General features: G+C 60.1%; 19 protein-coding genes and 1 pseudogene. 7 read left to right on the top strand and 13 right to left on the bottom strand.

What is annotated here, in order from left to right; translation table 11 throughout:
- Positions 1-66 precede the first annotated feature (66 nt).
- From rmuC to DXA70_RS04905, 4 genes are all read right to left on the bottom strand, one after another.
- Entirely contained in the window at positions 67-1,413 is a 1,347-nt protein-coding gene (rmuC, locus tag DXA70_RS04920; protein WP_128117774.1) for a DNA recombination protein RmuC, read from the bottom strand.
- 160 nt (positions 1,414-1,573) lie between these two features.
- Positions 1,574-3,061: a transglutaminase-like domain-containing protein gene (locus DXA70_RS04915; protein WP_128117773.1), complete on the bottom strand. Its 1,488-nt coding sequence runs from the start codon at positions 3,059-3,061 to the stop codon at positions 1,574-1,576.
- A 26-nt stretch (positions 3,062-3,087) separates the two neighbouring features.
- Positions 3,088-4,146: an alpha/beta hydrolase gene (locus DXA70_RS04910; RefSeq protein WP_243001101.1), complete on the bottom strand. Its 1,059-nt coding sequence runs from the start codon at positions 4,144-4,146 to the stop codon at positions 3,088-3,090.
- Between the two features lie 35 nt (positions 4,147-4,181).
- Positions 4,182-5,291, bottom strand: a complete 1,110-nt coding sequence (locus DXA70_RS04905; protein WP_128117772.1) for an alpha/beta hydrolase — start codon at positions 5,289-5,291, stop codon at positions 4,182-4,184.
- Between the two features lie 299 nt (positions 5,292-5,590).
- Between DXA70_RS04905 and DXA70_RS04900 the strand changes: the two genes are divergently transcribed.
- Positions 5,591-6,109, top strand: coding sequence for a GNAT family N-acetyltransferase (locus DXA70_RS04900; RefSeq protein ID WP_022256253.1), 519 nt, complete (start codon positions 5,591-5,593; stop codon positions 6,107-6,109).
- 94 nt (positions 6,110-6,203) lie between these two features.
- Here DXA70_RS04900 and DXA70_RS04895 read toward each other — a convergent pair.
- The 4 genes and pseudogenes from DXA70_RS04895 to DXA70_RS04880 all read right to left on the bottom strand — a co-directional run bounded on the left by DXA70_RS04895 (position 6,204) and on the right by DXA70_RS04880 (position 9,685).
- Positions 6,204-7,546: pseudogene (locus DXA70_RS04895) on the bottom strand (C1 family peptidase).
- Positions 7,547-7,563: 17 nt separating this feature from the next.
- A complete protein-coding gene (locus DXA70_RS04890; protein WP_128117771.1) occupies positions 7,564-8,079 on the bottom strand; it encodes an HD domain-containing protein in 516 nt (171 codons plus the stop codon).
- 234 nt (positions 8,080-8,313) lie between these two features.
- Positions 8,314-8,742 carry a hypothetical protein gene (locus tag DXA70_RS04885; RefSeq protein WP_112115430.1) on the bottom strand — a complete coding sequence of 143 codons (429 nt, stop codon included), beginning with the start codon at positions 8,740-8,742 and terminating at the stop codon, positions 8,314-8,316.
- 163 nt (positions 8,743-8,905) lie between these two features.
- Positions 8,906-9,685 (bottom strand): alpha/beta hydrolase, encoded by a 780-nt coding sequence (locus DXA70_RS04880; protein WP_128117770.1) that lies wholly within the window; start codon positions 9,683-9,685, stop codon positions 8,906-8,908.
- 241 nt (positions 9,686-9,926) lie between these two features.
- On the opposite strand from DXA70_RS04880, the gene htpG reads away from it, so the two are divergent.
- The 6 genes from htpG to DXA70_RS15300 all read left to right on the top strand — a co-directional run bounded on the left by htpG (position 9,927) and on the right by DXA70_RS15300 (position 16,970).
- Positions 9,927-11,855, top strand: a complete 1,929-nt coding sequence (gene htpG, locus DXA70_RS04875) for a molecular chaperone HtpG (protein ID WP_128117769.1) — start codon at positions 9,927-9,929, stop codon at positions 11,853-11,855.
- A 170-nt stretch (positions 11,856-12,025) separates the two neighbouring features.
- The gene (locus DXA70_RS04870; protein WP_128117768.1) at positions 12,026-13,120 is read left to right on the top strand and encodes a 5-bromo-4-chloroindolyl phosphate hydrolysis family protein; all 1,095 of its coding nucleotides are present in this window, start codon (positions 12,026-12,028) and stop codon (positions 13,118-13,120) included.
- A gap of 290 nt (positions 13,121-13,410) precedes the next feature.
- On the top strand, positions 13,411-14,697 hold the full coding sequence (locus DXA70_RS04865; RefSeq protein ID WP_112149102.1) for a galactokinase family protein: 1,287 nt from the start codon (positions 13,411-13,413) through the stop codon (positions 14,695-14,697).
- On the top strand, positions 14,694-16,196 hold the full coding sequence (gene galT, locus DXA70_RS04860) for a UDP-glucose--hexose-1-phosphate uridylyltransferase (protein ID WP_128117767.1): 1,503 nt from the start codon (positions 14,694-14,696) through the stop codon (positions 16,194-16,196). The genes DXA70_RS04865 and galT overlap by 4 nt, the downstream gene beginning before the upstream one ends.
- A 1-nt stretch (position 16,197) precedes the next feature.
- Entirely contained in the window at positions 16,198-16,845 is a 648-nt protein-coding gene (locus tag DXA70_RS04855) for a copper homeostasis protein CutC (protein ID WP_347553488.1), read from the top strand.
- Positions 16,842-16,970: a hypothetical protein gene (locus DXA70_RS15300; RefSeq protein WP_347553487.1), complete on the top strand. Its 129-nt coding sequence runs from the start codon at positions 16,842-16,844 to the stop codon at positions 16,968-16,970. The genes DXA70_RS04855 and DXA70_RS15300 overlap by 4 nt, the downstream gene beginning before the upstream one ends.
- A 56-nt stretch (positions 16,971-17,026) precedes the next feature.
- On the opposite strand, the gene DXA70_RS04850 is transcribed toward DXA70_RS15300, so the two are convergent.
- The 5 genes from DXA70_RS04850 to thyX form a co-directional block, all read right to left on the bottom strand.
- Complete coding sequence (locus tag DXA70_RS04850; protein WP_022256262.1) at positions 17,027-18,247, bottom strand: U32 family peptidase; 1,221 nt, start codon at positions 18,245-18,247, stop codon at positions 17,027-17,029.
- 69 nt (positions 18,248-18,316) lie between these two features.
- Positions 18,317-19,450 (bottom strand): endolytic transglycosylase MltG, encoded by a 1,134-nt coding sequence (gene mltG / locus DXA70_RS04845; RefSeq protein ID WP_128117766.1) that lies wholly within the window; start codon positions 19,448-19,450, stop codon positions 18,317-18,319.
- Positions 19,451-19,460: 10 nt separating this feature from the next.
- Complete coding sequence (locus DXA70_RS04840) at positions 19,461-20,279, bottom strand: hypothetical protein (RefSeq protein WP_128117765.1); 819 nt, start codon at positions 20,277-20,279, stop codon at positions 19,461-19,463.
- Positions 20,280-20,301: 22 nt separating this feature from the next.
- A complete protein-coding gene (locus DXA70_RS04835; RefSeq protein ID WP_128117764.1) occupies positions 20,302-20,991 on the bottom strand; it encodes a thymidylate kinase in 690 nt (229 codons plus the stop codon).
- On the bottom strand, positions 20,984-21,766 hold the full coding sequence (gene thyX, locus DXA70_RS04830; protein WP_128117763.1) for an FAD-dependent thymidylate synthase: 783 nt from the start codon (positions 21,764-21,766) through the stop codon (positions 20,984-20,986). Before thyX ends, DXA70_RS04835 begins: the two co-directional genes overlap by 8 nt.
- Positions 21,767-21,769: the final 3 nt, after the last annotated feature.

The following is a 21,769-nucleotide window of genomic DNA, read 5'->3' as shown; positions in this document are numbered from 1 at the left end:
TATAACACAACGTTAAAATTTTCGCAAGAGGCAGCTTTTTTGGGCGGCTCGCGGGGAGCTTTCTCCTCAACGTGCATCCTCCTCATGATCTCCCGGCAAACGAGCCGTCACCGGGCGGCCCGGCTCGGTATCCAGCTCCAGCAGGGTGGCCGCGCTGGCTTCATCCAGGCTCTGGACGCCGCGCAGCTTCCGGCTGATGGCCCGGGTGCGCACGCCAATGAGATTGTCCAGCTCTTCATCTGTCTGGCGAAGGCGCTGCTGCATCTTGGAAAGCCCCTGTCCGAACTTATCAAACTCGGTCTTCACCGCACCCAACAGCTGCCAGACCTCGCCGGAGCGCTTCTGGATGGCAAGGGTCTTGAAGCCCATCTGCAGGCTGTTGAGCAGCGCCGCCATGGTGCTGGGGCCTGCCACGTTGACCTGATAATCCCGCTGCAACACTTCCAAAAGCCCGGCATTGACCACCTCGGCATACAGGCCCTCAAAGGGCAGGAACAGGATGCCGAATGCCGTGGTGTAAGGCGGCTCCACGTATTTCTCGCGGATGTCTTTTGCCTCGCTGCGGAGAACGAGTTCCAGCGCGTGGCGGGCGTTCTCCACGGCAGCAGCATCGCCGGAAGCCTGGGCGTCCTGTAAGTGGGCGTAAGTATCCCCGGGGAACTTGGAGTCAATGGGGAGCCAGACGGTGCTGCCATCCACACCGGGCATCTTGATGGCGTACTCCACCCGCTGGGTGCTGCCCGGGATGGTGGCCACGTTGGTATCATACTGCTCCGGGGCCAGAATCTCCTCCAGGATGGCCCCCAGCTGGATCTCGCCCAGGATGCCGCGGGTCTTGACGCCCGAGAGCACCTGCTTCAGCCCGCCGACGTCCGCCGCCAGGGACTGCATTTCGCCCAGACCCTTGTACACCTGCTCCAGCTGCTCGTTGACCGCCTTGAAGCTCTCGCTCACCCGCTTTTGCAGCGCGTCCTGCAACTGCTCGTCCACCGTATGGCGAATTTCATCCAGTTTGCGGGTGTTCTCCGCCTGCAGGGCGGTCATGCTGTCGGCCAGGGTCTTGCGCAGCTCTTCCAGCTTCTGGGTGTTGGCCGCTTCCAGGCTCTGGAGCCGCTGGGTCAAGATCTGCTGCTGGCCGCTCTGGCCCTGGGCCAGGGTGCTGCTCATGTTCTGCACGGCGGTCTGCAGCGTTTCGCTCACGCTGCGGATGGCGGTATAGTTCTGCTCCGCCATAGCAGCCTGCTTCTGCTCAAAGGATTTGGCCTGGGCTTCCAGCTGCTGGGTAAGCCACTGCTTGAGCTCCTCGGTGTCTTCCCCGCCCCGCCGGGGCTTGTTGCCGCGGTAGAGCAGCAGGGCCAGCATCAGGCAGATGGCCACCAGAAGCACGGTATATAACATTGCCAGAAATTCCATTGATATTCTCCTGTAGTATCCCCTCAAAACAGACAGCGATACGAGCGCTCTGTTTTGCCAAAGACATCGTATCGCTGTGTTTCGGGATTTATTTCAGCGGCCTCGCCCTCTCAGGCGCTACCGTGTCCGCTCTCTCAGAGAGAGCTTTTTGCTCTTATTTTTACTCTTCAATATACTGGACCAGCTCTTTGGAGGAGACGGTCTCGTCGCCGTAGAGGCCTACGCCGTCCGCTTCCACCTCACCGGTCTGGTTATCGCAGGGGTCGGCCCGGAAGCCCAGCATGGGCGGTGTGAACGGCGCTGCAAACACGCTGTTGGCCACCATGCGGTCGGGATCCAGATTGCCAAAATAGTGCTGGCGGAGCGTTTCGTCGCCCCGGCGCGCCATGGAGGCACCGAAAGAGCAATCCGCATACAGCCAGCCCTTGGGGGCCACATAGAACATGGCCCAGTCGTGGCAGCCCACTTCATCGGGGGTGACATAGAGACCGCTCTGCCAGCGGGCCGGGATGCCTGCCGCGCGGCAGAGGGTGATGAACGTGACTGACATGATGCCGCAGTCGCCCCGGCGGTCCCGGGCGCAGTGTTCCGGCAGGGACTCGTGGATAAAGTAGCTCGGCTGGTAGTGGTAGCGCACATTCAGCGTGACGTAATCGTAAATGCGCTTTGCCTTTTCCATGGGGTCGGTGATGCCTGCCGTGAGCTGGGCCGCCAGCGCCTTGATGTAAGGCGTGAAGACAATGTGGGAGGGCTGCTCCTCGGTGTCAAAATCCGGCTGCTCCGGGGCAGAGGGCGTATCAGAGGGGTCCGTGTAAACTGCCGTGTTGCGGTAGCTGTACTGGACGCCGAAACTGCGGTTCTCGGTGAGGTCGGCCTCCCAGCAGACGGTGCGCTGAGGAGCGTTTTCCGGGGCAATGACCGTCGGTTCCTCGGTGAACTCCTCCAGCTCGATGTCACTCTGGGAGAGGCAGGCAGCGGGCAGCGGCAGCCAGGCGCGGACATGCACCGCGTCCCGGCCCTCAGCCTTGGCCTTGGCAAGGGCGGCGGCAAAGGCCTCGTCCGACATGCCAACACTGGCTTTCAGGGTGATGCGGGCGCTGGCGCTGCCCTGCTCCGCCATCTTCTCATGCAGACGGCGGCAGCGCTCTTTCTCGCTGTCCTGCTGGGCGGGCGGGTCGATCTGCCGCCGGGCAAGGTCTGCATGGGTGGCGATCAGCGTGGAAGCAAAACGGTTCTGATACCGCTTCTCCCCCTCCACAAAGCGCCAGTCCATCCGGTTTTCCCGGTCCAGCATCTCAAACTCTTCCGGCGTAAAATCTTTTACCCGGCGCTGCATCTCGGCAATGGCGTCCGCCTTGCTCCAGGTGTACTCCGCCGGGATCCGCCGCATGATCTCCCGCTGGGCGATCATAGCGTCCCGCAGAACGTCCACCCCGTGGGGGGTGGGGTTCTCGGGCTGGACATCCATGTGGGGGCACAGGCCCTGGCTGTAGGGGCTGTTCTGGGTCATGGTCCAGTCCTCAGCAAGGTAGGCGTCGATGCGGGCAATGGCCTCCTCGTAGTACCCGGCCGCTTTCAGCCGCTCCACATCGTCGGGCAGGCCCACGTTCAGGCTGCGGAGCGTTTCGTTCAAATCTCTTGTGTTCATATTTTCTTTCCCCTCTCATAAAAATCTCAGGTTACTTTCTTCCAGAATGCCACAGCAGCGTTCAGCCAGCCCTCTGCGTCGGTGCCAAGCCCAATGCCAATGCCGTGGCCTACGTCTTCATATACCTTTTCCTCGTGGGGCACACCGTCGATCTCCAGAGCACTCTGGAGGGCAGGCCCCTGCTGATCGAACCCGAACAGCTTCAAAATGCGGTCGCTCTTGCCGTACCACAGGAACACCGGCGGGTAATCCGGTGCAATGAGCTTGGAGAGCGTGTAATCATAATAGTGTTTCTGCATCCAGTCGTCCACGTCCAGAAGGGCCGTGTAGGCGGGCTTTGCCAGCCAGAAGTTGTTGATGGGGTACGCCAGCAGCAGCGCCCCGGGTTTGGGCACGTTGTACTTCTGCCAGCCCTTTTCCGCATCGCCAAACACCCCGGCGATCTGCCCGCCGGAGGAATACCCCAGCAGTGCGTAGCCCTCCGGCTGGACGCCGAACGTCTCGGCGTTGGCCGTGATGAACTGGATAGCCCGGCCCAGGTCGTCCATGGGAGCGTTGTTGCCCGCCTCCCTGCCAATACGATACCGCAGAACAAACACCGCGTAACCCTGCTCGTGCAGCTCCCAGGCCGTGGACACGCCGCCCCGAAGCTCGCCGCTGTAGTAGAGCGCGTTGCCCGAGAGCACCACGGCATACCGGGCGTTGAGGGTATCCGCCGGGAAATAATACAGCTCGGCGTGGTCCCGGCTGGGCTGGGCGGCGATCTCCTCCGGCGAGTAGAGCTTATAGGTGATCTGGGTGCCAGACTCGTAGTTCTGTATCAGCAGGTTCAGCCCCGCCGCGCAGCTGGCGGCAGAGCCGCTGCCCACCACCTCTTCCAGCGTCTCATTGTTGTGGGCATTCTTGAACCAGGCCAGGTCCCGCTCCCAGGTGTGGATGTCGGTATAGAGGCCGGACGCCTGAACGGCGGGGTTCTGGCGGATCTCCCGCATGGTGGTCTGTGGGGTAATAGGCTCCTGCGCCATAGCCGGGAGCGCCAGCATTGCGGCCAGCGCCAGGCTGGCAAGACATGCGCTTGGTTTCACAAAGTTCACACCCTTTTTCAAAAATTTGCCGGGAGTTACGCGGCTGTGTCCGCCGCTTTGGCAGCGGTCTGGCTCTCCCAGAACGCGACCGCCTCGGTGATCCAGCCCTCCGCGTCGGTGCCGCGGCCCGGGCCGATCTTGTGAGGTGCATTATTATAGTGATGGAAGATGTGGGGCACGCCGTTTTTTACCAGTGCTTTCTCAATGACACGGCCCTGCGCCGGGGTGTACATCTTAGCCAGGGTCACATCGTTTTTGCCATACCAATGGTAGACGGGCGGGTAATCCGGTGTGATGTAATCGGAAACATTGTAGTCGAAGTAGCGGGGGCCGTCGGCGTAAGGGTCAATGAGGAGGCCCCAGACGGGTTTCAGCTCAAAGAAGTTGTTGACGGGGTAGCCCAGCAGCAGAGCGCCCGGCTTGCTCACGCCATAGGCCTTGTAGCCCAGCGTGTCGGAATCAGAAGCAAACAGGCCGGCGATCTGCCCGCCGGAGGAATAGGCCAGCACCGCGTAGTCCTCGGGCTGAACATGGAACTGTTCCGCGTGCTCGGTGATGTACCGCACGGCCCGGCTCACATCTTCCAGCGGGGCGTTGTCTGCCGCCTGATCGCCAATGCGGTACCGCAGCACAAAGCAGGTGTAGCCCAGCTCGTTGAGCCACTCCGCCGTGGAAACACCCTCACGCATCTCGGCGCTGGTGTGGATGGCGTTGCCGCCGATGACCAGCACGAACTTGCCGCCGGGATCACTGCCCGGGAAATAATAGATCTCCGCTTTCTGGCGGGTGGGCACGGCGGCGATCTCCTCGTCCGTGTAGAGCTTATAGGTGATCTGGATGCCGGAGTTGTAGTTTTCGATCATCCGGTTCAGGCCCTTGGCGCAGTCCTCAGCGGTGTAATCGTTGACATACTCCCGCAGGGTGGTATCTTTCCACTTGCGGATATCCCGGGGGGTGTCCTGCTCCTGATTGTAAGTATACAGCCCCGCCCCCATGACGCTGAGGTTCGACCGGATCTTGGCCATGGGAGTGTCCGGTGTGATGTTGGCCTCCCCTTTTGCTCCAGATGCCTGGGCTGCCCGTGCCGGCAGGGTGAGCAGGGTGGCCAGTAACAGTGCGCTCGCAAGGACCCGTTTCAGTTTCATTCCCGTGTGTTCTCCTTTTCCGGTACGATACCGGAGCCGACAGGTCCCACAGTGATTGCGTTTTTTGCCAAAGAGGTCTATAATAGGAGCCTGTCCGACAGCGGTTGATTTCTTCTATTGTATCACAACCGCCTGTATTGTCAAAACAAATCTGCATCCTGGGCTGCGATGCCCACGCCCCGGCCTTGTCTGAGTGTTGTGCTTTGAGGCGAAATTTGCTATACTTGCCATATTGAAAAAGCATCTCTCCATGGCAGGAGAGCTCTTTTGGAATTGCGTGAGAAATCAGGGAAAGAAGTATGAGTGAGATCACGACACGGCCCATGACTGCGGAAGACTGGCCGTATGTATCCAAAATCTATTTAGAGGGGATCGCCACGGAACATGCCACGTTCCAGACCACCTGCCCGCCTTATACCGCATGGGACGCCTCCCACACCAAGGACTGCCGTCTGGTGGTGCTGGACGACGGCGTGGTAGCCGGTTGGGCCGCCCTGCACCGGGTAGACCCCCGCTGGTGCTACCGGGGCGTGGTGGAAGTGAGCATCTATGTGGGCGAGCAGTTCCGGGGCCGGGGCGTCGGCTTCCACCTGCTCACGGCTCTGTGCAACGCTGCCGATGCGTCTGGCTACTGGACCCTGCAATCCACCGTATTGCAGGACAACGAGGCCAGCCGCCGCCTGCACGCCAAGTGCGGCTTCCGTCTGGTGGGGCGGCGGGAACGCATTGCCCGCGACTGCCATGGCCGCTGGCTGGATACATTTTTGATGGAGCACCGCTGCAAAGAGGACGAGCCGACGGGATACAAAAAATTATAAGCCACACAAGCAAAAATACCACTGTGCACGTTTTGACGCACAGTGGTATTTTTTATCTGTACTGTATTTTTACTTTACAGGTCATTCCCCGCATTTATCGCACCACAGCCAGAGAGCCCATGGGGTCCCAGGGCTCCAGAGCGATGGGTTCTGCCTCGTAGGCAGCGATCTGCTCGGCGGTCAGGTACTTTTTGTTGACCACGACCTGATACATGTACTCATCAAACCAGCGGTCGGTCATCAGGTAGTAACCGTCCTTGCCCGGCTCCTTACCCCAGCTGTTCTCCACACGCCAGCGGTTGGGCTTGCCGTTCTCATCCAGATTGACGCCCTGGAAGACCATGGCATGGGTCATCAGGCTCTGGCCATAGTCCAGGCGCTCGGCTTTGGTCATGGTGAACCGGGTATCCAACAGATCTTCCAGACCGCGGATGTCGAGATCCATGATGCCGGAATCCCGCTCGGAGTGCTTGCCCACATCGCAGCCGAACCAGACGGGCTGGCCGTCTTTCATCTGGCGATGGCAGCCTTCTTCAGCTCTTCGATGGGCAGGTTGAGGTAGCGCACGGCGCTGCCCTCTTTCACGTTGCCCAGGTACTGCACGGTGTAGCTGCGGCCGTAGGGCTTATCCTCGGTGGGAGCATTGATGAGGCTGACATAGTCGCTCAGGTCAACGCCTACATACTTTTCAAAGAAGCTCTTGGGGGTCAGGCCCTCTTCACGGTGGAAGTTGTTGTTCTTATCGCGGTACTCAAAGGTAAAGGTCTTGGGAGGCTCGCCCAGGCAGATGCAGAGCAGGCGGTAGATCTCGCCCAGCATCCGGGTCTTGTGGGCGCGCAGCTCGTCCAGGTTCTTGCCCTCCTTGTGCAGCTTGCGCAGGATGCAGGCATCCTCCCGCAGCTTCTCGGTCAGCGTCATATCCATCTCGCGGCTGCCGGAAGAAGCCTTGGACTCGGGGTAAGCGGTCTTGGGCACCACGCCGTACTTCTCGATCAGATTGCAGAGCATATCCCACTGGCCACCATCGTTCACAGGGGCCATCAGCAGATAGGACACCAGACGGCCATTGGCGGGCTCGTCCAGCGTGTCGAGGATGCTCTCGAGGAAGTAGTTGGATTTTTCCAGCTTATCCCAGAAAAAGAGGTAGGCCTGCGAGAGCTCAAAGGTCTTGAGGTCGTACTTCTTCATCACCTGATAGCGCAGGGTGTTGAGGGCCGCAAACATCCAGCAGCGGCCGCTCTGCTTCTGGTTGCAGATCTCGCCCTGCTCCAGGCTGATGGAGTATTCATGGACATCCTGCTCCACAGCCTCGCGGCGGATGGCGGAAGCCAGCAGGCCGTTGTTCGTCACGGCGTTCATGGCCACGCGGTTGGCGCGCTGGGCGCTGAAATCGGCGTCAAAGGCTGCGATCTGTTCTTTTGTAATTTCCTGAGACATTGGTTTTACGTCCTTTCTTACCACTCATTGTCCGGAGCATCCGCGTCGGCCACCCGGGCGCGCTGGAACATGCTCTCCACCACAGCACAGTATTTGTCGGCCAGACAGACGATGACCGCCTCGCGGCAGGTTGGCATGTGGCGGAACGTCAACGGCCACATGTGGCTCTGGATGATGTTCTGCTCCTTTTTGGTGATCTGGAAATAATTACGGGCATTCACGCAGGCAGACCCCGGGTGGGAAAAGCCGTGCATCTCAAACAGACGGCGCAGCCCCCGGAAACTTTTGCGCTTGTGCCAATCGTACAAATAAAAATCGTGCAGGAAAGCTCCCACCGCCAGAGAGGTCTCATCGGCCCCCAGATGAAAGCGGCGGTTGAGCCAGAAGCTGACCAGCACCACGTTTTTGCAGTGCTGGTAGGTCGTCACATCGCCATGCTGGATAAACTCCCGCATCCGCTGCACTTCCGGGTGCCGGTCATATGTTTCCAGGATGGCGGCAAGCCGTCCCCGTTCCAATTCAGAAAGCTGCATGCAACATCTCCTCCTAACCTCTCCGTCATCTTCGCTTCGCTCGATGCCACCTCTCCTGTCAGGAGAGGCTTTGGCAGTCCGGCACGTTTGCCATCAAACACAAATCAATTTCATCGAAAACAAAACCTCTTTGCCAAGGGCTCCCCTGGCAGGAAAGACTCCCCCGGCCGGGGAGGTGGCACGCAAGTGCCGAAAGGGGAACGGCTGGCGAGCGTCAGCGAGGCTGAGAGGTTTTCAGGACCGGAGCTGCACAGGGTTGGAGTTTCCAAAGTTCTCGGCCCGCGTGGGGTTCTCCCGCTTGAGGCTGAAATCCACCAGATACTGCTTGCTGCCGTCGCCCATGGCTTCCAGCTCTGCCAGCTTTGCGTTGGCGGACTCCACATCCGGGTACCACTGGATAAGGAAGAAGTTTTCTTCCTCCACGCCGTAATACAACCACTGGCCGTCGGCACGGAGCAGGTCATCCAGATGGTCCACTTCTTCGCCGTCTGGCAGGCCAAGGCCCTCCTCGGCGTAGACATTTTCCGGTTCCACCTGCAGCACTTCGATCACATCAATGGAGCTCTGCAGATACTCGTCCTGGGAGATGCTCTTATCCGAGAGCTCCCAGCCGGTGAGAAACGCCTGCATCATCAAATCTTTGACCGAGATCTTGGTTTCCATATTCATTCCCTCATTCCTGTTTGTCTCCGCTGACCAGTATACGGCAGCCGCCGTGACAAATCAACGGTTTCTTTGTGAATTTTTATCAGAACCAATCTTTAACCCCCTGCCGAGGGGAGCTCCGCGACACGCCCGCATCCGCGGGATAGAACGGTGAGAGGTTTTACTTCAAATCGAAATCAAAGGTTTCTCCCAGCCATTCCAGCGCCAGCTCCACCCAGTGATGCCGGTGCGCGCTGGCAGCATCCACCTCAGCCGTGCTGATGCTGGTGCCGTGCCGCCCTTTCTCAAACAGATGGGCCTCACAGGGCACGCCTGCCCGGCGCAGAGCGGTCAGCAGCAGGAGGGTGTTTTCCACGGGCACCGTCTGGTCCTCCATGGTATGCCAGACGAAGACCGGCGGTGCGGCCGGTGTGATCTTGTCCTCCAGCGTGAACGGCTGTTGGGCGGCAGGGTCTTCGCTGCCCGCCAGCTGGACAAAACTGCCCCGGTGGGCATATTTTCCTGCTGTGATGACCGGGTAGGCCAGCAGCACCGCATTGGGGCGGTGCATCGGGGCACCATCTGGCAAATCGAGCACCGCGCCGGAAAGAGCCAGGTGTCCGCCCGCGGAAAAGCCGCAGACCGCGATCTTCTCCGGCAGCAGGTTCCATGCTTCCGCACGGGAGCGGAGCAGGCCGATGGCCGCGTTGAGCTGGCGCAGGGGCTGGTAATGCCGTGCGCCCTCCCCTACACTATAAGTAAGGATGGCCGTGTGGTATCCCGCCGCAGCGAACTGCAGGGCCACCGGGTCCGCCTCCCGGGCGCTGACATGGTTATAGCCCCCGCCGGGCACCACGACCACCACCGGGCGGCGCAGCGCATTGGGCATGGCCTGGGCAGCGTCCCGCAGATAGACGGTCAGACTCCCGCCGCCGGGGAGCGGGCATTGTTCCAGACGCATGGCGGTTCCTCCTTGTCTTTCATCTGCTCCTTGCAGAGCGGGTGTGGTTTGCACCTGCTCATTATAGCGTTTTAACAAAGAGAAGTAAAGCCAGCCTCAAATAATTCTGAACATTTTATGAAACCCCTTGATTTTTGGGCCGCCGCGGTGTATATTAGCACTCGAAAGTTATGAGTGCTAAGGTTTCAAAAGCAATTTGTTGCCTGCAGTGCTTAATCTGAGATAAAAGAGGTTTTGGATTATGGCGAAAAAAGAATTTCAGGCCGAAAGCAAAAAGCTGATGGACATGATGATCAACTCCATCTACACCAACAAGGAGATCTTCCTGCGGGAGCTCATCTCCAATGCTTCGGACGCCATCGACAAGCTTTACTATAAGAGCCTGACCGACACTTCTGTCGGGATGAACAAGGGCGATTTCCGCATTCTGATCACCCGTGATAAGGAGAACCGTCTGCTGACCATCTCCGATAACGGCATTGGCATGACGAAAGACGAGCTGGAAAAGAACCTGGGCACCATCGCCCACTCCGGTTCTCTTGATTTCAAGAAAGACAATCAGGACGAGAGCATCGACATCATCGGCCAGTTCGGCGTGGGTTTCTACTCCGCGTTCATGGTAGCCGATAAGGTCACGGTCATCTCCAGGGCCTACGGCTCCAATGAGGCCTGGCAGTGGACTTCCTCTGGCGCGGACGGCTATGAGCTGGAGCCCACCGAGAAAGACACTGTGGGTACCGACATCATCCTGCACATCAAGGACAGCACCGATACCGACAACTACGAGAACTACCTCGATGAGTACGGCATCGTGGCCATCGTGAAGAAGTACAGCGATTACGTCCGCTATCCCATCCAGATGGAGCGGGAGAAGAGCCGCCAGAAGCCCGAACCCGATCCCAAGCCGGACGACTACAAACCCGAGTGGGAAACTTACACCGAGCTGGAAACGCTGAACAGCATGGTGCCCATCTGGAAGAAGCAGAAGAGCGAAGTGACCGATGAAGAGTACGCAAGCTTCTATAAGGATAAGTTCAACGATTACTCCGACCCCGCCCGCGTCATCGTGAGCCGCACCGAGGGCACCGCCAATTACAACGCCCTGCTCTTCGTGCCCAGCCACCGCCCCTATGATTTCTACACCAAGGACTACGAAAAGGGCCTGGCTCTATATGCTTCCGGCGTGCTTATCATGGAGAAGTGCGCGGACCTGCTGCCCGATTACTTCAGCTTCGTCAAGGGCATCGTGGACAGCCAGGACCTGAGCCTGAACATCAGCCGTGAGATGCTGCAGAAAGACAACCAGCTCAAGCTCATCCACAACGCTCTGGAGAAGAAGATCAAGAACGAGCTGCACGCCATGCTGGCCAATGACCGTGAGAAGTACGAGGCATTCTGGAAAGAGTTTGGCCGCCAGATCAAGTTTGGTGCTTACTCGGATTACGGGATGCACGCCGAGCTCCTGCGCGACCTGCTGCTGTTCTGGTCTGCAAAAGAGCAGAAGATGGTCACCATCCAGGAGTACATCGACAAGATGCCCGCCGAGCAGAAGTACATCTACTTTGCCGCCGGTGACTCCACCGACCGTCTGGCCAAGCTGCCTGCTGCCGAGCTGGTATTGGACAAGGGCTATGATGTCCTGCTCCTGACCGAGGATGTGGATGAGTTCTGCCTGCAGATCCTCCGCACCTATCCCCGCAAGGATGCCGAGGGCAAGGACGGCACCGTGGAGTTCAAGAACGTCAACAGCGGCGACCTGGGCCTTGAGACTGAGGAAGAGAAGAAAGCCGCGGAAGATGCTACCGCCGAGAACAAGCCTCTGTTCGACGCCATGAAAGACGCCCTGAACGGCAAGGTCAAGGAGGTCAAAGTTTCTACCCGCTTGAAAGATCACCCCGTCTGCCTGTCCGCCGAGGGTCCCCTCTCCATCGAGATGGAGAAAGTGCTCTCCAAGCAGCCCGGCAGCGAGGACGTCAAGAGCGATAAAGTCCTGGAGCTGAACGTCAACCACCCTGTCTTCGCGGTGCTGAAAGCCGCCCAGGAGGCTGGCGATGCCGACAAGGTCAGCAAGTACAGCGCCCTGCTCTACGCACAGGCACAGCTCATTGAGGGCCTGCCCGTGGATGACCCCGCCGCTTACGCGGAGGCCGTCTGCAGCCTGATGAAGTAAGGGGTTCTCCCTTTCATGATTTCCCGGGAAACGATACTGCTCCCTTGTAGCGTTTTCCTGTTCTTTCTTACACATACTCCCAACAAAAGATTTCCCCTTAACAAAAGGGCCGCGCTCCGCTATAATAGAGTGGAACGCGGCCTTTTTCTTTGCCCGTAGGAGGTTCTTATATGCCGAAGAAGCATTATTTTGCGCAGATCCCCACCATTGCCATTTTCATTGCCTTTGCCATTTCCGGGCCGCTGGGGCTGCTGCTGTTTATCCTGAAACACATCGATAAGGATTCGCTCAAAAAAGAGCAGGCAAACGCCGCCTATGCCAGTGATTTCCGTGCCTCCGATACCCGGCCTGGCGCACAGGCACAGCCTGCGGCAGAATCTCCGCTGAGCCACGACCTCCCGACGGCAGAGCAGAAAAAAGCCAAAGAGCGCCAGAAATCCATGACCACCCTGTGTGCTGTCGTGGGCGCAGTCTTTTTGCTGGCAGGCGTGAACGGGATGTTTATCAAGGGGCCGGGCGGCATGGCAGAGATGTTCCGGTATCTGGCCCAGATGCTGGGCGGCGGCGGAGCTCTGTGGCTGAGCACCCGGATGAGCCGCACCCGGAAGCTGGAACGTCAGCTGGACAAGATCGTGGCCGACCGGGATAACATCCCGCTGGAAGAGCTCTTTGCTGCGGCAGGCGTTGATGCCGCCAAGGGCCGCGCCGCCGTGGAAAGTGCCATTGAGCACGGGTACTTCGGGGCGGATGCCTACATCGACAACCGCACGGGCACCCTCGTGGTGCGGGGGCCTGCGCCTCAACCGCCCACTCCCCCGCAGCCGGAACCCACTCCGGAACCGCAGGACCCTTACACCGACCTGCTGCGCCAGCTGCGGCAGGCCAACGATGCGATCCCGGACCCGGTGATGACGGCCAAGATCTCCCGGCTGGAGACCCTCAGTGCCCGCATCTTTGCGCTGGCCAAGCAGGACCCCGGCAAAAAGGCCCAGCTGCAGAAGTTCATGGATTATTATCTGCCAACCGCCCTCAAACTTTTGAACACCTACGCTGAGCTTTCCCGGCAGGATGTGGCAGGAAGCAATATCTCCGACGCCCGGCAGTCCATCGAGCGTTCCATGGACCTGCTGGTGACCGCCTTTGAAAACCAGCTGGACAAGCTGTTTGCCTCCGACGCGCTGGATGTCTCCACCGACATTGCCGCGTTGGAGGGGATGCTCAACCTCGATGGTTTGACCACGCCGGATTTTCACACCAACGCATAAAAATGCAATCCTCCATATCGGCAGGCAGAGCCGCATTTCCGCCGCAAAGAACGGTTCTTTGTGGTTTGTGGCCAATGTTTTTCCTGTATGGAGGATTTTTTCGGCTCTGTTGTTGGATTTTTTGCACAAAATTCTGTGCGGATTTTCTGGCAACTTTGCATTGAAATGCAACAATAACGCATGGTCTTTTGGGCGCGGATTCTTTATTATAGAGTTAGAAAGCTTTCCCCGCGCCTGCCCTGTGGGCTGCGGCCGCAATTTGCACCATTTGTTCAGAGGAGGAACACGCAATGATGAAGCCTATTTCCGTTTGGAAGCAGGAGCTGTCCGGTGGGGCTCACGCTGCCCGGCTGGCAGCGCTCTACTGCTGCGCTCCCGAGCAGACCCCCGCACAGGCCGCCCGGTACGAGGCCGTGCTGGACGGGCTGGAAGCAACGTTTGGCCCCCATGCTGAGGCAGGGCTGTACAGCGCCCCCGGCCGTACCGAGATCGGCGGCAACCACACCGACCACCAGCATGGCCGGGTGCTGGCGGGCAGCGTCAACATTGATATGATCGCCGCCGCAGGCCCCAACACGCTGGGCCAGCTCCGTGTCCAGAGCGAGGGCTATGACCTGTGCGTCATCGACCTGAATGATCTGGCCGCCCGCAAGGAAGAGGAGAACACCAGTGCCGCCATCCTGCGCGGCGAGTGCGAGGCGTTCCGCCAGCGGGGGGCCAAGCTCTCCGGCCTGGACGTCTACATCTCTTCCAACGTGCCCAAGGGCAGCGGCGTTTCGTCCTCTGCCGCCTTTGAGGTGCTGATCGGTGTCATCCTCAACGATCTGTTCCTGGCCGAGAAAGTCTCCCCCATCGCCATTGCACAGATCGGCCAGTGGGCAGAGAATGTCTACTTTGGCAAGCCCTGTGGCCTGATGGACCAGATGGCTTCCAGCGTGGGCAACATCATCACCATTGATTTTGCCGACCCCGCCAAGCCCATCGTGGAGCCCGTGCCCGTGGACTTCTCTCAGGCGGGCCTCGCCCTCTGCATTCTGGATTCCGGTGCCGACCACGCCGACCTGACCGACGAATATGCCGCCATCCCCAATGAGTGCCGCGCCGTGGCCGCTGTCTGCGGCGGCGAGGTGCTGCGGGATGTTCCCTTTGAGACGTTTATCGCAAAGCTGCCGGAGTGCCGTAAACAGTGCGGCGACCGGGCTGTCCTCCGCGCGTTCCATATCTATGCGGACAATGACCGGGTGGCAAAACAGGTCACTGCCCTGCGGGAGGGCGATTTTACCACATTCCTCAATCTGGTGGGCGAATCCGGCCAGAGCAGCTGGGAGTACCTGCAGAACGTTATCCCCGCCGGTTACAAGGAGCACCAGGAGGTGGCCGTGACCATTGCGGCGGCCAAACATTTCCTGGGCGGCAAGGGCGCTGTCCGCGTCCACGGCGGCGGCTTTGCCGGTACCGTACAGGCCTTTGTGCCCGTGGAGCTTCTGGCGGGGTTCAAAGCCAACATGGAGGCCATTTTGGGTGAGGGCCGCTGCCATGTTCTCTCCATCCGCCCGGAGGGAGGCGCAGTCCTGTGAGCGATATTTCTACTGCCATCCAGCAGCTCGTCAACTACGGCCTGGACACCGGCCTTATCCTGCCGGACGATGAAATTTACATCCGCAACCAGCTGCTCATGACCATGCAGCTGGACAGCTTCACCGCGCCTGAGGGCGAAGTGTGCTACACCGACCTGGAATCCATCCTGAAAACACTGCTGGACGACGCCGTCGCCCGCGGTGTCTGCGCGGACAACTCCACGGCCCGCGACCTGTTTGACACCAGACTCATGGGTGTGCTCACCCCCCGGCCCAGCATCGTCCGCGCCAACTTTGAGGAGCGGTACGAAAATGAGGGCCCGCAGGCCGCCACCGACTGGTTCTACCAGTTCAGCCAGGATACGGACTACATCCGCCGCTACCGCATCAAGCGGGACCTCAAGTGGGTGACCAAGACCCCCTACGGCGATCTGGATATCACCATCAATCTCTCCAAGCCCGAAAAAGACCCCAAGGCCATTGCAGCAGCCAAGCTGGCCCCCCAGAGCTCCTACCCCAAGTGCCAGCTCTGCGTGGAGAACGAGGGCTACGCGGGCCGGATGAACCACCCCGCCCGCGAGAATCACCGCATCATCCCGCTGACCATCAACGACAGTGCGTGGAATCTGCAATACAGCCCTTATGTCTATTACAATGAGCACTGCATCGTCTTCAACAACAACCACACCCCCATGAAGATCGAGCGGGCCACGTTCCGCAAGCTGCTGGACTTTGTGGCCCTCTTCCCCCACTATTTCGTGGGCAGCAACGCCGACCTGCCCATTGTGGGTGGCAGCATCCTGAGCCACGACCATTTCCAGGGCGGCCATTACGAATTCGCCATGGCCAAAGCCCCCATCGAGAAACCCTGGGTCTTCCCCGGCTTTGAGGATGTGGAAGCGGGCATTGTCCACTGGCCCATGAGCTGCATCCGCCTCACCTGCGCCGATGATACCCGGCTGGTGGAGCTGGCAGATAAAATTCTGACAGCATGGCGCGGCTACACGGACGAACAGTGCTTCGTCTACGCCGAGACTGACGGCGAACCCCACAACACCATCACCCCCATTGCCCGGATGCGGGACGGCAAGTTCCAGCTCGATTTGGTGCTGCGCAACAACATCACCACCCCGGAACATCCGCTGGGTGTTTACCACCCCCACGCCAAGCTCCACCACATCAAAAAAGAGAACATCGGCCTGATCGAGGTCATGGGTCTGGCCGTGCTCCCCAGCCGCCTGAAGCAGGAGCTGTTCGACCTTGCTGATGTGCTGATGGCACACCTACCCACCGCAGAGTACCCCGAAGCCCTGCAAAAGCACGCTGCGTGGGCAGAGGAGATCCTTGCAAAGCACCCGGAGTTGAACGCCGACAATGTGCACCTGATTTTACAGGACGAGGTAGGCCATGTGTTCGCACAGGTGCTGGCCGATGCCGGTGTCTACAAGCTGGACGAGGCAGGCCGTGCAGGCTTTGTGCGCTTCCTGGAGAGTGTGTAAGATGATCCTGGAAGTCTGTGTTGACAGCACGGCCAGCGCCCTTGCAGCCAAACGCGGCGGGGCCGACCGGCTGGAACTCTGTGCCGACCTCATTGTGGGCGGAACCACCCCCAGCCTTGCGCTGGTGCGGCAGGTCAAGGCCGAAACCGGCCTCCCCGTGCGGGCACTGCTCCGCCCCCGTTTTGGCGATTTCTGTTACGACCGCTATGAGCTGGCCCAGATGGAGCAGCTGGCCGCAGAGCTGGTTGCCGCCGGGGCCGACGGCATCGTGACCGGTGCCCTGACACCGGAGGGAGATTTGGATACAGCGGCGCTGCGGCCCATCTATGCCGCTGCCCGCCGTGCCGCGCGGGAGGCCGGACGCCCGGCAGCTTGCACGCTGCACCGCGCCTTTGATGTCTGCCGGGACCCGTTTGCGGCGCTGGAAGCCGCCAAAGAGCTGCAGCTTGCCACCATCCTGACCAGTGGGCAGGCAGCCAGTGCCCCGCAGGGAGCGTCCCTGCTCCACCAGCTGGTGCAGGCCGCCGGGAATGACATTGAGATCCTGGTGGGTGCTGGCGTCGGCCCCGCCAACCTCCCGGACCTTGCCGCCCAGACGGGTGCCAGGCGTTCCACCTCTCGGGCAAAAAAGTCCTTGACAGCCGGATGATATTCCACCGCGAGGGCGTGCCCATGGGCCTGCCCGGCTTCTCCGAGTTTGACATCTGGCAGACCGATGAAGCCACTATCCGGGAAGTACGAACGATTTTGGATGCCCTTGCATCCGATGCATAAGAAAAGAAGCTCTCCGCGCAGGAGAGCTTCTTTTTGTGTAGATCCGTATAATAATCTCAGACTTTCCGGCGAAGCAGGCTCATGGGAGGCAGCTGCGGGGTGGGGATGGTGTATTTTTCCATCGCGTGCGGGGTGGACTCCATGGCCTCCCCGGCCTCGTTTTTGATCCACTCCGGGGTCAGCGGAATGCTCCGGCCATCCGGGCAGAGGGCTTCCAGCGTATCTCCCAGGCTCCACTTGCCCCGCTGCTGGCAGCTGGCAATGCCATTCTCCCAGCCGTCCACCGTGCCCACAAACTCCCACTCGCGGATGTAGGTGGCGCTGTCGGTGGCCTGACGGGCCTGCTCCCGGCCAAAATAGAAGCCGGGCGAATAGTGGCGGTGGCTGGTGCGGGTCAGCTCCTCCAGCACCTGCTCCGGCAGAGCGAAATCATCGTTGAGCGGGTCGGCAAGGTACTGGTCCAGCGCCTTGCGGTAAGCAGCGGTCACGCTGGCCACATAGTAGAACGTCTTGGCGCGGCCTTCGATCTTCAGGCTGTCCACACCCGCCTTGCAGATAAGGTCCAGGAACGGGGCGGTGCACAGATCATTGGCGTTGAGGATGTAGCTGCCGTTCTCGTTCTCGCCAATCTCATACAGCTGGCCGGGGCGGGTCTCCTCGCTGAGATAGTACTTCCAGCGGCAGGGCTGGGCACACTGGCCCCGGTTGGCGTCACGGCCTGCCATGTAATTAGAGAGCAGGCACCGGCCCGAGACGCTCATGCACATGGCACCATGGACAAAGGCCTCAATTTCCAGTTCCGGCGGGGTCTTGTCCCGCAGGGTAGCAATGTCCTGCAGGGTCATCTCCCGGGCCAGCACCACCCGCTTGGCACCCATGTTGTAGGCAGCGCGGGCAGCAGCCCAGTTGGTGATGCCCGTCTGGGTGGACATGTGGACATCAATGTCCGGGGCAAAGTGCTTGCAGGCGTCCAGCACACCCAGGTCAGCCACAATAAAGGCATCCACGCCCGCCTCCGCGGCGGACTTGATGGCCTCGGGCAGGCGGTCGGCCTCCTCATTGGTGGGCAGGGTGTTCATGGTCAGGTAGACCTTGCGTCCGCGGGCGTGGGCATAGATGACGCCCTCCGCCAGCTGCTCCGGCGTAAAGTTGGCCGGAGCCGAGCGCATTCCAAATTCAGGCAGGCTGCAATACACAGCGTCCGCGCCGTAGTTGATGGCATACCGCAGGCGCTCCAAATCGCCCGCCGGGGCCAGCAGTTCCGGGATCTGCAACATAACGTTATCCTCTCTTTTTATCGTTCTGATTCACACAATAAGCTCCCCTTGCCGGGGAGCTTATTGCATTTACTTCAGGCTTTTATTCACGCTGTCGGCCTCGGCGCAGTTTTTCTGGTGGTCCGCGTAGGTCTTGGCGTAGTAATAATGACCGCTCTGGTCTGTCACAAAGAAATAGCAGTCCTTGACTTCCGGGTCACACTGGGGGTCCAGCGCCGCCCGGATGGCCGCAAGGCCGGGGTTGGAGATGGGGCCCGCCGGGAGGCCGGTGCAGTTGTAGGTGTCGTAGGCGTCCCGGATATTGGCCGGGATGCTGTCCCACCCGCCGTAATAGGGGGCCACCCAGTTCCACAGATAGTTGTTGTCGGCATCGCTCTGGACATGGCTGGAGGCGTTGCTCTGCAGCTTGGGGTAGGGCGAACCCTCCGCCAGCCGGTTGCGGAACACCTGGGCCACATTATCGTCCTGGTCGTTGCCCGCTTCCTCCTGCACGAACGATGCCAGCGTGATCAGCTCCGGCAGGGTCATCCCCTGCTCGTCCAGCTGCTCGTACATGGCGTCGGTGATCTGCTTGTCAAAGTGGGCGTAGAACGTGGCCACATAATTGTGGACGGTATCGTCTTTCAAAAACTCGTAGGTATCCGGGAAGAGATAGCCCTCGCCCTTCAAAAAGCGGTCCGGGGCGTCCTTGTCGTCCGGGACATACTGCCAGAACTTATATTCACTGAAATCGCCGGTGTTGGCCTCTTTCAGGAATTCCTCAGCCGTGCAGAGGCCGGCATCCTCCATCTTCCGGGCCATGGCGATGGCGGTGGTACCCTCGGGGAACGTCAGGCGGACGCTCTCGGCCTTGGCATACTCCGACAACACCTCGATCAGGTCGTCATAGGAGCTGCCGGGTGCAAGCGTAAACTCGCCGTACTGCAATTTTGCGGCGGCTCCCTGTTTGCCCACATACCAGCGGAACAGGCGCGGGAATTTGATCACCCCCGCCTCTTTCAGCGCGTTGGCAATGGTGCCCACGCCGCTGCCCTGCTGGATGCTCACGGTGACTTCCCCGCCCGGCGTGCCGCCGTCGATCTCCCGCTTTGCCATCCAGACACCGCCGCCCGCGACCACGAGCAGCAGTACCAGCAGCACCAGAACTATTTTCAGTGCCCCGCCCTTTTTGCGGGGAGCACTGTGGGAATTTTTGTGTGCCATACCCACTCCTTTAACCGTTTTCCAGCATCAGCCGCATGTAGCTCTCGCTCATATCAAAGGGTTCGCCCTCAAAGCGGATCATGCCATAGTCCTGCCGGGTGCCCTCACCCAGGAACAGGTTCTGGGCAGCACCCACCGTGATAACAGCTTTTTCCACGATGACCTCTTTCTCCCGGGCCGCTTCCATCAGTTTCTCGGCAGAACGGTCATCCTCGGCCATCAGCTCCACAAAATAGAGGGTATCCTCCTTGCGGAAATAGATGCCGTAGCCCTGCTCACTGGCCACGATGGTGGCACCGCGGGAGTACAGGTCTCCCAGCACCACGGCCATCTTCTCCGGCGTCAGCATGACCGTATCCGGCCAGAAGCGCTCCCGCAGCTCGCAGAGCTTTTTGGCGGTCACCGAGTCAAACTCAGCCTGGCTCCACAGGTTGCGCTCCACTTCCCGGGGCAGGCAGCGGAGGGCAAAAGCTTTCTGGAACCCCTTATCCTGCAGCAGCGCTGCCCGCTCCGGGCTGGTGGGCGCGGCCACCGTAAAGCCCGCGCCCCGCAGCTTCTGCTGGGCGCAGAGAGTATCCACCAAACCCGCCAAAATCAGGTTGCCCTGCCCGCACAGGCCAAACAGGTAATTGCCCGGGCGGCCCTGCAGCGTGACCGGCACCGCCAATGCCGCAGCCTCGATCTGGCCGTTTTCTTCGGCCACGTAAACATTCTGTTCCCCGGCAAAACGGTCCATGGCGGTGTTGATAAACTCCGCCGTATCCCCCCGCTCTTTCTGCCAGAGTGCCACCACCGCCGCGCGATCCGACGGCTGCATCAAACGATACATGAATAGGATGCCTCCTTTATTCTCAAATAACCCGCTGGGCCAATTTCCGCACTTCGCTCTGGATGTCCTCGATGCTCCGCATGGCATCGCCCTGGGTGCAGTGGACAGTCTCCCAGCCCAGATGGGCCGCACAGAATTCCGCCGCGTTCCGGCTCCGGGCCAGGTACTCCACGTCTTTTTCGTGGACGTCTTTTTTGCTCTCGTCGCCATGGTAGCGGCCCGTCATCAGCTTCTGGCTCACAGCGGGGTCTACCTGCAGGTAGATGACTTGGTAGATGACTTCATCCGGGGCAGGCAGTCCCAGCAGCCGGAACTCATAATCAAACAGCCACTGCAAAAAGCTCTCCCACTGCTCCGGCGGGAGCTTGGAGCACTGGTGTACTGCATTCGATGTGGTGTAGCGGTCCGCAATGATGACGCCGCCCGCCTCGTAAAAGCTGCCCCAGCTGGTTTTGTAACTGGCGTAGCGGTCTACTGCATAGAAGCTTGACGCCGCGTAGGCGTTCACATCATCGGGCTTGTCCCCAAACTGTCCGGCCAGATACATCTTGACCAGGGCGCTGGAATCGCTGGCATAATCCGGGAATGTGATCTCCTGGACATTTTTGCCTGCTTCTTTCAGGTGTTGGGCCAGCAGTTTCGCCTGCGTCGCCTTGCCGCTGCCGTCCAGCCCTTCCAGCACGATGAGGGTGCCTTTTTTTGCATCAACCATTCTGCGGTTCCCCTTTCAGCGCGGCATACCGGGCACGGACTTCCGCCGTGCGGCCACAGCACATTTTTCCCTCCGGGCAGGGGCCGGAAACGCAGGCCGGGCCCGCCTTGGCAAAGAGGTGGGGTGCCACCGGGTAGACCAGCCGGAGCATCTCTTCGGCCAGTGCCCGGATCTCCCACTGGGCACGGCTGCAACACCGCAGGTGGAAGAAGTTCTGCAAGCTGCGGGCGTTCATCGTCACTACCATTTTCGTCTCGCAGGCGTTGGGCAGCACAAAGCGCGCGTCCTCGTTGGCCTGCTTGGAGGCCTTAGCGCGGGCCTGCTTCTCAGGCATTCCCTCGGCCATGAGGCGGGCGGTGTGGCCGTCCTCCAGCTTCTGCACGAGATCAAGATACCGCTGGGCGTCCTCGTTCATACTCTCGATGAACGCTGCCTTTGCCTCGGGGATGGCCTCGATCTCGGGCGGGATGACATAGCGGAAATCGTCCAGCCGGACATACCGCTGGCTCTGGACGCTGAACGACGCAATGCGGTGCCGGGTGATCTGTGCCAGCAGGGTGCGGCTGACTCCCTCAATGCCAAAGGTAAAGCTGGCGTGCTCAATGGGGCTGGCATGGCCCAGGTCACTGAGCATGGTCAGGAAGCGGGCGGTCTTTTCCTCGTCCAGCCCGTCCAGCAGGTCGGTGATATGAGCATCGGAGTAGCAGAGCTTGGCCGCTGCGGCCACCACCTTTTCAGGCTCCGGGGTGTGGGCGATCAATCGAACGGTCATCATACT

This window comes from Faecalibacterium sp. OF04-11AC (assembly GCF_003460645.1).
GTDB classification, from domain to species: Bacteria; Bacillota; Clostridia; order Oscillospirales; family Ruminococcaceae; genus Faecalibacterium; species Faecalibacterium prausnitzii_I.
The sequence above is the reverse complement of the archived record's forward strand: the minus strand, read 5'-3'. Positions and strand labels throughout refer to the sequence as shown.

Excerpts from the sequence above, each read along its gene's own strand:
- DXA70_RS04885 (WP_112115430.1), bottom strand. The coding sequence starts at position 8,742 with ATGGAAACCAAGATCTCGGTCAAAGATTTGATGATGCAGGCGTTTCTC.
- DXA70_RS04840 (WP_128117765.1), bottom strand. The coding sequence starts at position 20,279 with ATGTATCGTTTGATGCAGCCGTCGGATCGCGCGGCGGTGGTGGCACTC.
- thyX (WP_128117763.1), bottom strand. The coding sequence starts at position 21,766 with ATGATGACCGTTCGATTGATCGCCCACACCCCGGAGCCTGAAAAGGTG.
- DXA70_RS04890 (WP_128117771.1), bottom strand. The coding sequence starts at position 8,079 with ATGCAGCTTTCTGAATTGGAACGGGGACGGCTTGCCGCCATCCTGGAA.
- mltG (WP_128117766.1), bottom strand. The coding sequence starts at position 19,450 with ATGGCACACAAAAATTCCCACAGTGCTCCCCGCAAAAAGGGCGGGGCA.
- DXA70_RS04880 (WP_128117770.1), bottom strand. The coding sequence starts at position 9,685 with ATGCGTCTGGAACAATGCCCGCTCCCCGGCGGCGGGAGTCTGACCGTC.
- DXA70_RS04900 (WP_022256253.1), top strand. The coding sequence starts at position 5,591 with ATGAGTGAGATCACGACACGGCCCATGACTGCGGAAGACTGGCCGTAT.
- DXA70_RS04915 (WP_128117773.1), bottom strand. The coding sequence starts at position 3,061 with ATGAACACAAGAGATTTGAACGAAACGCTCCGCAGCCTGAACGTGGGC.
- DXA70_RS04870 (WP_128117768.1), top strand. The coding sequence starts at position 12,026 with ATGCCGAAGAAGCATTATTTTGCGCAGATCCCCACCATTGCCATTTTC.
- DXA70_RS15300 (WP_347553487.1), top strand. The coding sequence starts at position 16,842 with ATGATATTCCACCGCGAGGGCGTGCCCATGGGCCTGCCCGGCTTCTCC.
- DXA70_RS04850 (WP_022256262.1), bottom strand. The coding sequence starts at position 18,247 with ATGTTGCAGATCCCGGAACTGCTGGCCCCGGCGGGCGATTTGGAGCGC.
- rmuC (WP_128117774.1), bottom strand. The coding sequence starts at position 1,413 with ATGGAATTTCTGGCAATGTTATATACCGTGCTTCTGGTGGCCATCTGC.
- htpG (WP_128117769.1), top strand. The coding sequence starts at position 9,927 with ATGGCGAAAAAAGAATTTCAGGCCGAAAGCAAAAAGCTGATGGACATG.
- DXA70_RS04855 (WP_347553488.1), top strand. The coding sequence starts at position 16,198 with ATGATCCTGGAAGTCTGTGTTGACAGCACGGCCAGCGCCCTTGCAGCC.
- DXA70_RS04865 (WP_112149102.1), top strand. The coding sequence starts at position 13,411 with ATGATGAAGCCTATTTCCGTTTGGAAGCAGGAGCTGTCCGGTGGGGCT.
- DXA70_RS04835 (WP_128117764.1), bottom strand. The coding sequence starts at position 20,991 with ATGGTTGATGCAAAAAAAGGCACCCTCATCGTGCTGGAAGGGCTGGAC.
- DXA70_RS04905 (WP_128117772.1), bottom strand. The coding sequence starts at position 5,291 with ATGAAACTGAAACGGGTCCTTGCGAGCGCACTGTTACTGGCCACCCTG.